This is a genomic window from Maribacter sp. MAR_2009_72, assembly GCF_007827235.1.
In the GTDB taxonomy this organism is placed as follows: domain Bacteria; phylum Bacteroidota; class Bacteroidia; order Flavobacteriales; family Flavobacteriaceae; genus Maribacter; species Maribacter sedimenticola.
Map to the genome: position 1 here is coordinate 3,282,381 of NZ_VISB01000001.1, position 13,987 is coordinate 3,296,367.

Below are 13,987 nucleotides of genomic sequence, written 5' to 3' on the forward strand. Positions count from 1 at the left end.
TATTAAGGCATTTTTGTTAATCCTTCCCACTTCACTTTCCAAGTGCCATCTTTTGGAAAACCAGGGTTGTTAATTGTGTTTCCGTCAAAACCGGCACACATCATGGCCACAGCTGCAAGATAACCTCCATTGCCGGGTAAGTAAAGTGTTAATCTAGGAGTTTGGTAATTATGACCGCTAGGCAAATAGGTATTTGTTATCTCGTCTCTTAAAAGTGCTTTTATTGCATCTTCTGGCCTATTTAATCTGGTGGCGGTCATAGCTTCAAGTGGAAAATCCCACCCCCAGGTATGGTCCCAATTCCAAACCTTGTCCACGATATCGAAGGTACGGTTCATTGTGGGGATATCCACATAATCGTTCTGTGGAAGAAAACTCATGGCCCCTAAAACGGCCGGGTGGTCAATGGTATGTTTGCTTGTTGGGGAGTATGAATTAGGGACACTCTCCGCTGCTAAATAAACACCATCTTGTTGTGCCATTGGCGATATTTTATCGATGACTTTTTGCCATTTTGGATTAGTGTCCATTCCCAATCTTTTTTTCCATTCCTGTGCCCGTTCCAAGGCCCATTTCCAATATGAAAGTTCTAATGGCGGATTGTAAGTTTCTAATTTGTCAAAACATTCTTGTGCGGGTATGACTCCTTTACCCAAGATGTATCTATCCTTCTCAGCATCATAATTAGCATAGGATGCCATGAAATCTGCGGTCTCAAAAATGAGCTTTTGATATTTTTTTAAATTTTCTTCCTTAGGATTGTCTCTATAGATGAGTTCGGCAAGGTAAATGACATGTGGCTGTTGCCATATAAGGAAAGAGCCCACATTTGATGATGTTTCGCCACCTTCATTATCGGTCATTTTTTGCCATCTTACTCCTTCATATCCTTGGCGTTGTGCCAATTTTTTTGCGCCTTCAAAAGCTGTAAAATACCAGCCGATACTTTTTTCTAAATAACCGGTACGTCCCCAAAGCGGATAATGGGCGGTATGCCACCAATACATTTCCATATGAGGTTTTCCAAACCAGCTATTATAGGTTAGTCCGGTTTCCTGAACGGGATAGTTACCAGCACATTGCGACCGTGTTAAGTATTGCGAAAGTACCACCCTACGCTCAAGTTCAAATGCTCGCTCATCGGTACATTCGGAAAAATCTACCGCACCACCGGACAGCCAAAAATCTTTCCACATGTTGCTGCTTTTAGCCCTTACGTTAGTGAAATTATGAATAGGCTGTTTTGGCTCATTTTCGCTGAATGTTATGGTAGCTTCAAAAGATGTTGAGGTTGACGGTGTGATACTGTAATAGTGGTCCTCTATTTTAGTAATACCGCTTTTGTTGGATAGTTTTGCCGAAACGAAATACCGGTCATTATCCAACGTACGGGAAAAAAGAAATTCGTTGCCCGGTTTATTTTCAACTGTGGTAGTATGTTTTTTATGCGTTGTATAATTAGTGCCCTTATCTGAAAACTCACCTGTAGGGTAGGGGAACCTGAATTTTAAGCGAATTCTTTGCTGTGCTATGAGGGGAGATTCAATTTTTACCGAAATAGCATCGGTTTCAGCATCTGCATAGGTTTGCACTTTTATGGGTGAACCTTCAACCTCAAAATTACTTTCTATTTGGCCGGTCCAAAGATTGAGCGTTTGGTCAATCTTTTTTAAATCGGCAGGGAGCGCCTCTGAACCATCCTTTTTAATAATGATCAACCCTATATTTCCTAATTGTAGGCGATGCGGATTGGACCTAAAATAATCCGATGCGGCATTGTTTCGTTCATTTTCACGGTCTTGAATGGCATATAGGGCATTTGGGTTGCCATTAAAATCATAGGCCTTTAATGCTTCTTCAAATTTAAAACCACCTTCATTGGGCGAGGTATGCCAGCCCCATTCCGATTGGGTTCCTAAGGGTACTCCATTTTGATAATGTTCAGGAAAACTTTGAAGTCCGGTAGCGTCTACGGTAAAAGAAAACTTTCCGTTACCTACGTTTAACGAACCTAAGGTATCTATGGTTTGTATGTTCACATTATGCCTTGTCACCAAAGCATGGCGGTCTATTTTATCTTGACCTAAACTCTTTTGGGGCCATTGAAATGTGAAAATCAGTAATGCTATAAAAAGGAAATTTTTCATTTTTGACAGTTTTTAATGCGTTTATTTATTGGAAGAATACGTAGATGCCGGGAAAATGACCCCTGGTGAATTCTCTATGGTTAACGGCAAGCCGTCCTCGGCATCTAGACTTACATTGGTCAAGCTCCAGTTTTTACTATATTGGATATCACCAGCCGTTTCTGCCTCTATGTGCACATTGTCCAATGTTATTTGTTCAACCGTTGAACTTTCCAAACCTTTTACGTTAATTGCTTTTTTAGCTCCTTTAACTTGAATGTTTCTTAGGGTGATATTTTTAAAGTGTGGAATGCCTTTTGATTCCGGCTCAACTTTATTGAGCATCTTTTTCCAATGAACGGGAATTTCTTCGGGGTCAAATTCTTCCGGTAATTTAGAATAACTGTAGGTTGGATTCCAATTCATGGAAACTTCCATAAATGTACGTACACTATCCATCTGTATATTTTCAAGATAAATATCCTCTACCGTTCCACCACGGGTAGTGGCCGATTTTATGTTGAGTCCGTTTTTGGTTCCCAAACCCTTTATGTTTGATGCATAAACATGTCGAATACTCCCTGATGTTTCACTGCCCAAGGTCACCAATCCTGAACCTGCCCTGGCAATACAATCACGAATCACCACATATTCCGTAGGTCTGTTTACCCTTAAACCGTCCCAATCACGACCTGCTTTTAGGCAAAAATTATCATCGTTACAATCAATATCACAATTCTGCACCAAGATATATCTAGAGGAATCTATGTCTATACCATCTGTACTTGGCCCATGGCCACCAATATTGTTTCGTATGGTTAGGCCATCTACGGTAATATGTTCCGAATACAATACCTGAACGGTCCAAAAACCTGCTTTTTGAATGTTGAGGTCTTTTAAAAATACGTTTTTAGCATTGGATATTAAAAAAGTTCGTGGCCTTTTGGCATCATAATCTACGATCCAGCGCAAACTTCTAGGCTCATAGTCGTTCTTTCGAAGATCCCAATAATAATCCCAGAAGACCTTGCCTTCGCCATTTACCAAGCCATCACCATCTATCAATACATTGTTCTCATTACGAACATTTATTAATGCTGCTGGCCATTTCATTTCTACGCCCGCTATACGGGTATTTATTTCTTTGTAATCGGCAATGTTTTGACTACCTCTGATTTCTACTCCTTTATCTATTCTAAAATGAACACCTTCTTTAATAAAAATAGATCCGCTTAAATAAATGCCAGGCTCAAAGAATACTGTTCCGCCACCATTTTTTGCACATTCATCAATTGCTTTTTGAATGGCTTCGGTGGTCAACGCACTGCCATCATTTACCGCACCATATGTGTTTACGGAATATGCTTTTGAATTAAATGTTAAGGGAGAAGCACCAACTTTAGAGACCCATGATGGCGCTGAATTTTGGGAATTTTGGCTATCCTTTACTTCAGCATTTTTTTCTTTGCAAGAGAATGTGAGCCCCAATAGAGTTATATATAGTAGAATAGAATGTATTTTCATGACTTTGTTTTGGCTATCGGTAATTAATTGACGGGTCTTAATCCATATAAAAAACTTCGGTTAATTTTTTTGATAATGGGGAGTTATCGGCATTGGTCTCCATAATATCCGCCATGTATGCCCACCATTTTTTGACAATGGGATGATTGGGAAGCAAAGCTTCGTCAAAATCGTCACTTAACTTTTGAAATGCGAATAGGGTAGAGGTTGCCTCATCTAAAAAAATAGCGTACTCCAAAATTCCCGTCTCTGAAAGAAGTTTTGAAAGCTCAGGCCAAATTTCATCATGTCTTTTTTTATATTCTTGCTCATTGCCTTTTATGAGTTTCATGGTGAATGCATTTCTTTTCATGGCATTATTGAATATCTAGGTTAACATTTTGGTCGTCTAATTGAAACTGGTCCTCTAGGCTTACTTTTAAACTGGAAAATAGGGCTTCCTGTTCCTTTACTACATTATTGGTTTCTTCTGGATCCAATTCAATATTGTATAGCTCGTATTCGGTATCGGAAGTTAAATGTCTTGTTCTGATCAGCTTCCAAGGTTTCACTATAATACTTTCCTGTAGATGACCACGCACATAAATAGATGAGTTTAAAGAGTCTTTGCCTGTAAGTGTGGGCCAAATATTTCTTCCTTCCACTAAAGCCGGTATTTCATCAATACCTGCCAAGTCAAGTATAGTTGGCATCATATCTATGGCAGAAATATAGTTATTGGATATGCCGGGATTTAACATGCCTTTCCAATATAGTACTGCGGGTACCCTAATAGCTCCTTCATAATTGGAAGTCTTCCAATCTTTTAAGGGTGTATTGCTGCCTAAAACGTCATTTGCGGCATGTCTACCCTCATATTGATTGCTTGGAAACCAATTTTCCATTGCCCCATTATCGCTCATAAATAGAATAATGGTATTTTCCGTTAGTCCTAAATCATCAAGTTTGTTCAGGACTTTGCCAATATTATTGTCCATATGGGACATGGCTGCGGCAAAATCCCTTCTTGATGAATTTTTAATAGAATGAACATAAGGTTTTTTCCATGCTTCGGTTTCTTGTAGCGGAAAATGTGGAGCACTATAGGCCAATTGTACATAAAAACTTTTGGTCGTATCTCTGTGCTTTGTAAGCCAATTGATGGCTTCTGTCCCAATTAAGTCTGTAGCATGGCCTTCTTCAGAAATAAAAATTCCGTTTTTATGCCAACTTGGATCTCCGTTTTTATATTCATGGGAATACTGGTCTATTTGCCCGTGTAGAAATCCGTAGGAATAATCAAAACCATATTTTTTTGGTCCACTAGAGGGTTTTAATCCTAAATGCCATTTTCCGAATAATGCGGTTTGGTATTGATACTTTTTTAGTTGTTGGGGTAGGGTAACAATGCTGTCCGGTAGGCTTATTTCGCTTCTATTGCTGATGGGCGCTACAATACCTATTCGACTGGCTGGGCGACCCGTTAAAAAACTTGCCCTAGATGGTGAACAGGTAGGATTCACGTAAAAACGATTTAACTGAATTCCTTCTTTTGCAAGTACATCAATATTTGGCGTAAATATTTCTGAGCCATTATATCCAACATCATTCCAACCTGCGTCATCTGCTATAATGACCAAAATGTTGGGAGTAGTAGCTTTAACTACTTCCTTTTTTTCGTCATTACAACTTAGAAAGAGGGTTAGGGTTAGCAACAGGATATATCGACACATAAATTACTCTACTTTTAGCTGTAAGGAGCTATCGTTAATTTCAAATGTATTTGCTTTTATAAGCTTGATAACTTCTGAACCCGCAAGTAATACCGGTCCGTAACCATGGGCTGCGAATACATTTATCGGTCTATGATAATAAAACGCAGGGTCAAAGCCCATACCGGTTCCCACGCAAGTACCTTCTACTTGTCCTTTATCATTTACCTTGGTGGCAACCGCATTCCATCCTAAGATTACTACCGGTGAAAAGGCCATTTTATCTATATAGCCGTTATTGATTGCCTTGGCTATTGAATATGTATATATGGCCGTTGCCGAGGTTTCCAGATAGCTATCGTTACGGTCAATTAATTGATGCCAGAAACCGGTACCATCTTGGTACTGAACCAACCCTTTAATATGCGCCTGTAATTGCTCTAAGACATCTTGATAGCCTTCATGTTCCTTAGGTAACACATCCAATAATTCTATCAGTGTCATTACGGCCCAACCATTGGCTCGTGCCCATCTGTATTCTGGGTGGTAGTCCATAGCCTCTACCCAACCATGCATATACAATCCTTTTTCCTCATTGAACATTCTTTTGGAAAATTGGCGAACTTGCTTTACGGCATCATCATAATATTTGTTGTCACCTGTCAATTTTCCCATCTGTGCCAAAGCTGGTACGCTCATGAACAGATCGTCCAACCATAGGGTATTTGCCTGGGGTCTGTTCCTTGCCAAAGTACCATCTGGAAAACGAAATTGTTTATTACTGATATAGTCAATGAAATTATCTATTAATGGTTGTAATTCTGCATTTAGACCTGCTCTCTTTGCCTTTATCATAGCGGCACAAATGGCACCCGCATCATCTAATGCATGAGGCTGCAATGATTGTACTATTGGCGAAGGATAATCTTTATCCTTCTTATATTTTTCCAAGTAAAATGGAGCTATGTCAGCAATTAATTTCAGTCTTTTATTGGTGTAGTCAGCATATTTAGGGTCTCCCGTTGCTTCCGTAATTTGAGTCATACCTGCATAGGTAACGCCCCATTCATAACTGGTCAACCTAAAGGCCCCTGGTTCAAAAATGCTATTCTGGTTTAGTTTTTTAAAATCGGTTATTTCCTTTTTGGTCGTTGCATCAATTAATTTAGCAGCAGTCTCAGTTTCAAGATAGTTATATACACGATCTAGTGTTACCACAATTTCATCAATGGATTTTACGCCATATGGTGTAGGATAATCTGGTTGTAGAAGATGCAACGGTGTCGTTACATCATTGGCTGGTTCTTGTGCTAGAATTATGTTCAAGCAAAGGAAACTAAATATGAGGGTAATTTTAAAGGGTGAACGAGTATTTTTCATGTTGATCAAGTTGTTTTGGTTAAAGTGTGATTTTAATGTTGACAGAAAGTTGGTCTGTCATATCTAGAACATAGTTGATGAACTCATTTCTATCTACAAATTTTTCATCACTTAGCTCCCAACCGGCTATAGCAAAGTATTTTACCGGTTCATTGTCCTTAATATCCAATATGGCCAGATAAGAGTTCGATAAATTACCGGTTTTTGGAGCCTCCATATAGCCCAAATACTTTTCTTTAGGAAGTATTATGGCCATACCTAGCCACCATTCCTTATCGTAAGATTGTTTATCATGGGTCAATAAGATGACATATTTGTTATTATTCTTTAGCACCTCTAAAGGCATATCGTTATGAATATTTACCAGTCCAACCACTAAATTTTCATCACCTGTAAGACCGTTTATCGTTACCGTGTTTTGATAGCCGTACATACCTAGCCAAATAGAAGTGGTTTCCTTAACATCATAAATGCCGTTGGCAGTATTCCAATTTGTATACTTATACTGTAATGTGGTATTTACCGGACCTTCATGTAGAATTTTGAATTTGGTTTCTTCAACATTGTTCACCGTGTCGTTTACGGTAACCCCTAATCTCATTAAGGTGCTGTCCTTTATAAGACCAAATCCGCCTAGGCCCAATGAATTGCCTACGGCCAAAATATCCCTGCCCCAGTCTTCCATGGTATGGTAATTATCTTCTACTGCACCGTCTGCAGAGATGCCAACATTTTCAGGTGAAATTGCAGTGGTCTTTTTACCAAAAAGGTCTTTCGCGTTTCTTCCATCCAAATAATGCCTAAAGCCTACTTTGTCATTTTCCCATGATGGTCCGTCCGTTTGATACTGTTGGTAACCAATGCTCAATGGTAATTCATTGGCCAACATGGTTTCATGCGTTTTAGGTTTTACAGGAGCATCTTTGGATGCACGCTTGCCAAACCTCGCACTTGTGCGTTGGGGATATTTTGGCAATTGTTTGGACCATGCAATTGTAATGGTCTTTGTTTCTTCTGGGGCAAAGTCCATTACAAAAAATAACTCGTCCCATGCTGTATCGTTATCCGAAGCATTGACTTGTGAAGCAATGGTGTCTGTTCCGGAAATGACAATAGGATGTATTGCCGTACTATCAATTACCGTTAACTGTGTTCTTTTAATGGAGATAGGTTTATCTACCAATTTAATTTTAGAGTTGTTGGTAAGTTGTATTTCTTGGTTTTTTACTTGGGGACTTGTACAAGAAGAGCCAAATAGAAAACTGGACAAGACTAGACTGTAAATTGTTTTTTTCATCAATTAATGGTTTTACTTAGGATGTACGGGCACGATCATAATATCGTTTTTGGTCAATAGACTTGAATTGAAAAGAATCCATTTTCCATCAGGACTTATAGATTGATGCATATGAGCCTCACTAGAAAATGGACTTTTACTTAATAATCGATGACCCGTGGTCAACAAGGTCGTATCTTTTGGGTTATCTGCATTAATTCGATATAATTTACCATCAAACGTATCACCAGCAATCCATTTTCCATCTGGTGTGGCATTACAATGCCAATAACCGCCAACACCGGTTTGCCCATGAAATTTCAATTCGTTTGTTCTTAAGTTCAATGAATAGATGCCCGTTTGGTTTTCTTGTAACCGGTCTAAATGTCCCATTAAATGAAAAAGTACTTTATCCGGACCCATAAAAACCTCGTGGGTGACCCAGTCATTTTCACGTTCCTCATAAAGCGGTCTGTTCGTTACCTTACCATTTTTATCTATAGAAAGATACCACATTCGTTGGGGAGAATCACCTCTGGTTTCCCAACAATACATGAGTTCGCCCTTAACAAAGGGATTGGCTTGTAAGTGCCCCACCCAAAAAGGAACCTCTTTTAACTTTACCGTTTTTCCAGTTATGAAATCTACTTTATATATGGCGTATAACGATTCATTGATTTTGGAGGAAAAGTAAGCTGCTTTTTCACTGGCGTCAAGACCTAGGCCAGAAGGTTTAATATTTTTTGGTACGGTCGCCAAAAGTGTTTCATAATCCTCTGAACTCTTGATATTACCAGTTTCACTATCTTTTAATAGTTGTTCAACATCTATTTCAATTAGATTGTTTCCTTTAAATTGATAGGCAACATTTTTGTGCCATCCTAGATGAAAGTCCCTACTGTTTTTACCCGTGGTAATCTGTGTAATGGTAAAATCATTGGTAGAGATAGCATAATATTGACTGTCGTAGTTATCTTTTTTTGAAGTTCTATTAGAAGTAAAAACAATATATTTTCCATCTGCAGTCCATTGCGGATGTGTTTGGTACATTTTTGAATTACCATGTCTTGAAGTAGTAAGTGCATTTACGGTAACCCCTGTAACTTTATCTTTAAAGGTATAGTTTTCAGAAAGGAAACGCTGTCCAAAAATATCATCACCTGCTATATCAAATGTGTTGTATACATTGGCAAGGTGGGTATAATCTTTACCATTAATATTCTGTGCTTGGACATTTTGAAAAAATATAAGGCTCAAAATAAGAATCAGAATTTGGTCAACGGTCTTTTTCATACTATTCAAGATAAAATTTTAAATTGAAAAAAAGACCCTGCAACTGTAAAACAGGGTCTTCTGAACAAACTACAACAAAAGCTGTAATTATATTTTAGTACCCTGGGTTTTGCCCAAGTTTGTTATTGGATTCTAATGCAGTTTTCGGAATTGGATAAATAGTTCTAAAAGGTTCTGATACTTCTTTAAATTCCCAAGCATCACCAAATTTTCCAAATCTGATTAAATCTCTTCTTCTAGACATTTCAAAAGCTAATTCTCTTCCTCTTTCATCTAAAATGTCATCTAACGTAACCGCATCTAAAGGCTCAGCATCGCTACGCTCTCTTATTTCATTAACTAGTGGTAAGGCTGCAGAAAATTCACTTTTTCTTGCCAATGCTTCAGCTTTTATTAATAGTATATCCGCATATCGTATAAAAGCAATGTCATTACCTGCATTACCGCCATTTGTATTTGGGTCTAAGCCCCATTTTACCCATTTAATACCCGCATTCATAGGCTGTAATCGAATTCCGGTTGCAGGTATAATGTTGTAAGGAACAGGTCCCTCAGAAGATTTACCCGGAACGTATAATGTAGAATTGTTATCAGGAATCACACGCTCAACCATTACTACCTCTCCTGTGGTAGGGTCTACCAAATCACCATAACCTATAAACATGTCTTTTCTAACATCTCCGTCTTCATAAAGAGCGAGTACCGATGGTCTAGTGCCAAACCCATTTTGCGGTGTATACGGTAAGCCGAACAGCCCACCTTGAATACCAGGTAATACTTTTTGTACCAAAGGATGACCAATTCCACCGGCAATGTCCGGAGAATATACGGCACCGAAAATAAATTCATCGTTATTACTATTATCAAACTTAAAATTGTCAAAATATTCTGGTAACAATCTGTAAGCGTTTGAGTTGATTACCAAATCTGCATATTCGATAGCTTTATCATTTTGGGCAGTTCCCGTATATACCTCTGCATTTAAATAAATTGTCGCCAGCATAGCTTGGGCAGCTTCTTTGGTAAATCGTCCAAAATAAGCATCACCTGCTTCTGCTTTGGCAGGTAGGTCCTCAGCGGCCGCAATAAACTCTGAGGTTACAAAATCAAAAACTTCTGCCCTTGTGTTTTGCTCGGGCAAGTTCAATGCATCAACTTTTGGTAAGGTAAAGATGGGAACATTACCAAATAAATCCATCAAGAGGAAATAAGCATAGGCCCTTAAAGCTCTAAGTTCAGCAATGGGACCCGCAATTTCTTCAGGAGACAAAGCAGAACCTTCCAAGGATGCTATTAAGGCGTTTGTTTGGCCTACGGTCTTAAAATAGGAATCCCAAGTACCCGCTACATAAGCGTGATCTTCTTGCCATTTATGTTCCATTAATTCGCTAAAATTAGCACCGCCCCACCAGCCTTGTATTTTTTCATGTACGACTACTTGATCAGCAGGTAATTCCAGACATCTATATTCTACGCCCATACCTGTTGTGGCGGCAAAGTTTCTATATACACCCGAAAGCGATGAAAGAACTTGAGATTCGTTCGAATAAAATGTTTCTGGCGTATAAATGGAATATACATCTTCTTCTAGACTACAACCTGATGTTCCTATGATGAGCATACCCATAACTGTCAGTTGTATGAATCGATAAAAGTTTGTTGATTTTTTCATGATTTTTTTATTAATGTTTTTATAGACCATCCTTAAAAAGTTATACTCGTTCCAATCTGAAATATTCTTGGTCTTGGGTATACCAAATAATCTATACCAATAGATCTTGTTCTTACTTCTGGGTCAAAACCTGTATAACCGGTGATGACAAATAAATTACGTCCGGATAAATAGATTTTTGCTTTTTTAATGAAGCCAACTTTATCTGTATTGAAATTGTAACCTACCGTTAAATTATCTAAGCGTAAATAACTACCATCTTCTATCCATTGAGATGAATATTGGGCGGTCTGTGCCCTGCTAGAACCTGTGTCCAATGCTGAGCGAAGAACGTTTACACCTGGGGTTTGACTTACATAAGAGAATTCAGCTGCCGTATTGTTATAAATATCATTACCAACAACACCCCTAAAATTAATGGAGACATCAATGTTTTTATATTTGAACGTATTATTGAATCCATAGGTCCAATCTGGGTTTGCATCCCCAATTACGACTTCGTCTGCGCCATCTTCCCCATCTACATCTAAATAGGTTTCTAGACCATCTGCATCATACCCTGTAAATTGCCTTCCATAAAATGTATTTAACGGTAGGCCGGGTTTAATTATTTGTGTAAGTGCATTGTTACCAACCACCCCGGATCCACTTGAAGTTCTTATTTCATCTCTTTGAAAATTATCATTGGACAAACTTAGAACCTCATTCTTGTTGGTTGAAAAATTGACATTGGATGTCCAGCTAAAGTTATCGTTGGTTATGATATCTCCGGTAACATTAATTTCCAACCCTTTATTCTCAACTTCACCTACGTTGGCCCATTGTGTATTGACAACGGAAGGTGCGGCAGTTGAAAATTGCAATAGTAAATCATCGGTATTTTTGATGTAATAATCAACAGAACCATACAGACGTTGGTCAAAAAAACCAAAGTCCGCCCCAAAATTCATTTGGCTGGTCTGTTCCCATTTTAAATCCTGGTTTTGAAAATTAGTGGGCAAAACACTAGGTATGGCCTGACCGCCAAAAACATATATGGCAGACCCTGCTATTGATAATTGTTCCCTATAAAGGTTATTCGGTATTTCTTGGTTACCCGTTATACCATAACCTACCCTAAGTTTTAAATTGCTGAACTTGGAGTTTTGCATGAAATCCTCATCAGTAACATTCCAAGCAAGAGCACCTGAAGGAAATGTTCCCCATTTGTTATTATCACCAAATCTACTAGACCCATCACGCCTTAACGTAAAGGTTAATAGATACCTATCCTTTAATTTATAATTAAGCCTACCGTAATAAGATGATAAACGGTTGGCATCTTTGAACGATGTGTTAGATTGAATAGTTCCAGACTGTATCAAGTTCCATTCAGTAGCATCGGACACAAAATTATTGGCGGATGTAAATGTATTTTGGGTTTCGAATCTTTGAAAGGAATACCCTGCCAACAAACTTAAATAACTGTCGTCTGATATTTGCTTGTCAAACGTAAGATTGGTCTCGGCCAAAATATTTCGATTGGTGTATTTGCTTATCGATGCCGTACCTCCTTGGCCTTCACCTGCGGGATGTGTAGATGGAATATTCGTAAACCTATTAACATCTTCATTTGAGTATCCTAAATTGGTTGAAATTTTAAGTCCTTCAAGAATTGTGAATGCCGCATTCATGTTACCTAAGAGTAATGAACTATCGCTTTCATCACTTACTTGTGTCCAAGAAACCGGATTTATACGTAGCGCACCTATTTGGTAAAAACTACCATCGTCATTGTAAACAGGTAGTGTTGGTGCCCAACGTAGTGCATCTTTAAGTAAGTTGCCACCTTCATCTGCTATATTGGAATTTACTGCGGCCCTGGTTTCGTCTAATTTGGCATAGGTTAAATTTACCCCAATGTTAAGTCTGTCATCTAGCGTAGTATGGTTACCGTTAATACGTGCCGTGTATTTTTTAAGGCCGGAAGAAAGTAGTGTTCCTTCTTGATTATTGTATCCTAATGAAGCTGTAAAATTGGTAGTCCTTGACCCACCGGCAAAGGATAAATTGTGATTTTGTGTAACTGCAGATCTAAATACTTCTTTTTGCCAATTTGTATTTACGCCTTCATCTGAAAAGGGTAGGTCATTACTATTTGCGTATGCTCTATACTCATCTGCATTTAAAAATGGCAATAATTCAGGTACGTAGGCTATTCCCGTATAAGAATCGTACTGTAAAAATTCTCCATATTGCCCCTTGTTTTTAGTAGTAATAACGATAACACCATTGGCACCACGCGATCCATAAATGGCTGTTGCAGAGGCATCCTTTAATACATCTATACTGGCAATGTCCGCCGGGTTGATCAAGCTTAATGGATTTATAGCTTCTTCGGATAGCGGGGAAGATCCTGAGGTTACTGTCCTAACGCTATTATTGGCGCTTCCAAATTGTAGCGGTACCCCATCAATAACATATAAAGGTTCATTACCTGCGGATATTGAACTTGTACCACGTATTCTTACCGTAGACGAAGCGCCTGGCTGTCCACTGCTCTGTACAATGTTCACACCTGCAATCTTTCCTTGTAATAATTGTTCTGGTGCAACTGGCAGGGCCTGAACAAAGCTTTCTGCTTTTAACGAAGCTACGGCACCGGTAACATCCTTTCTTTTTTGGCTACCGTATCCTATGACTACGATTTCATCTAATTGTTGGGTGTCTTCAGAAATTGTTATATCAATAGAACTTCTCCCATTTACAGGCTCTTCTAATGTTTGAAATCCTATATAGGAAAATACCAAAACCGCATTCTCCGTAGTTGTGGTTATTGAATATTTCCCATCAAAATCTGTACTGGTACCATTTGAGGTTCCTTTTTCCACCACATTTACACCTGGGACTGTTTGGCCGTTGGTATCGGTAACTGTGCCGCTCAATAGTTGTTCTTGTGCAGAAACCGCCACCGTCAATGCCATAAAGGCAAATAGTAATAGTTTTTTAAAAAGTTGAGTGTTCTCTTTTTGTTTCATAATTAAAG

Annotated in this window: 9 protein-coding genes; all 9 read right to left on the bottom strand. The window is 38.6% G+C overall.

The genetic code is table 11. The features are described from left to right. Window positions 1–2: 2 nt before the first annotated feature. Window positions 3–2,147: a hypothetical protein gene (locus JM81_RS13825; RefSeq protein WP_144804299.1), complete on the bottom strand. Its 2,145-nt coding sequence runs from the start codon at window positions 2,145–2,147 to the stop codon at window positions 3–5. Between the two features lie 21 nt (window positions 2,148–2,168). Further along, the gene (locus JM81_RS13830; RefSeq protein ID WP_144804301.1) at window positions 2,169–3,650 is read right to left on the bottom strand and encodes a glycoside hydrolase family 28 protein; all 1,482 of its coding nucleotides are present in this window, start codon (window positions 3,648–3,650) and stop codon (window positions 2,169–2,171) included. 37 nt (window positions 3,651–3,687) lie between these two features. Next, a complete protein-coding gene (gene rhaM / locus JM81_RS13835; protein WP_144804303.1) occupies window positions 3,688–4,002 on the bottom strand; it encodes an L-rhamnose mutarotase in 315 nt (104 codons plus the stop codon). A 4-nt stretch (window positions 4,003–4,006) separates the two neighbouring features. Then, a complete protein-coding gene (locus JM81_RS13840) occupies window positions 4,007–5,362 on the bottom strand; it encodes a sulfatase-like hydrolase/transferase (RefSeq protein ID WP_144804305.1) in 1,356 nt (451 codons plus the stop codon). A 3-nt stretch (window positions 5,363–5,365) separates the two neighbouring features. Then, a complete protein-coding gene (locus JM81_RS13845; protein WP_261375061.1) occupies window positions 5,366–6,667 on the bottom strand; it encodes a glycoside hydrolase family 105 protein in 1,302 nt (433 codons plus the stop codon). Window positions 6,668–6,740: 73 nt separating this feature from the next. Beyond that, the gene (locus JM81_RS13850; protein ID WP_144804309.1) at window positions 6,741–8,018 is read right to left on the bottom strand and encodes a DUF4861 domain-containing protein; all 1,278 of its coding nucleotides are present in this window, start codon (window positions 8,016–8,018) and stop codon (window positions 6,741–6,743) included. A gap of 12 nt (window positions 8,019–8,030) precedes the next feature. After that, complete coding sequence (locus JM81_RS13855; protein ID WP_144804311.1) at window positions 8,031–9,290, bottom strand: PD40 domain-containing protein; 1,260 nt, start codon at window positions 9,288–9,290, stop codon at window positions 8,031–8,033. A 94-nt stretch (window positions 9,291–9,384) separates the two neighbouring features. After that, entirely contained in the window at window positions 9,385–10,962 is a 1,578-nt protein-coding gene (locus JM81_RS13860; RefSeq protein ID WP_222430306.1) for a RagB/SusD family nutrient uptake outer membrane protein, read from the bottom strand. Window positions 10,963–10,994: 32 nt separating this feature from the next. Continuing rightward, window positions 10,995–13,979: a SusC/RagA family TonB-linked outer membrane protein gene (locus JM81_RS13865; RefSeq protein WP_144804315.1), complete on the bottom strand. Its 2,985-nt coding sequence runs from the start codon at window positions 13,977–13,979 to the stop codon at window positions 10,995–10,997. Window positions 13,980–13,987: the final 8 nt, after the last annotated feature.

Excerpts from the sequence above, each read along its gene's own strand:
- JM81_RS13855 (WP_144804311.1), bottom strand. The coding sequence starts at position 9,290 with ATGAAAAAGACCGTTGACCAAATTCTGATTCTTATTTTGAGCCTTATA.
- JM81_RS13865 (WP_144804315.1), bottom strand. The coding sequence starts at position 13,979 with ATGAAACAAAAAGAGAACACTCAACTTTTTAAAAAACTATTACTATTT.
- JM81_RS13860 (WP_222430306.1), bottom strand. The coding sequence starts at position 10,962 with ATGAAAAAATCAACAAACTTTTATCGATTCATACAACTGACAGTTATG.
- JM81_RS13840 (WP_144804305.1), bottom strand. The coding sequence starts at position 5,362 with ATGTGTCGATATATCCTGTTGCTAACCCTAACCCTCTTTCTAAGTTGT.
- rhaM (WP_144804303.1), bottom strand. The coding sequence starts at position 4,002 with ATGAAAAGAAATGCATTCACCATGAAACTCATAAAAGGCAATGAGCAA.
- JM81_RS13825 (WP_144804299.1), bottom strand. The coding sequence starts at position 2,147 with ATGAAAAATTTCCTTTTTATAGCATTACTGATTTTCACATTTCAATGG.
- JM81_RS13850 (WP_144804309.1), bottom strand. The coding sequence starts at position 8,018 with ATGAAAAAAACAATTTACAGTCTAGTCTTGTCCAGTTTTCTATTTGGC.
- JM81_RS13830 (WP_144804301.1), bottom strand. The coding sequence starts at position 3,650 with ATGAAAATACATTCTATTCTACTATATATAACTCTATTGGGGCTCACA.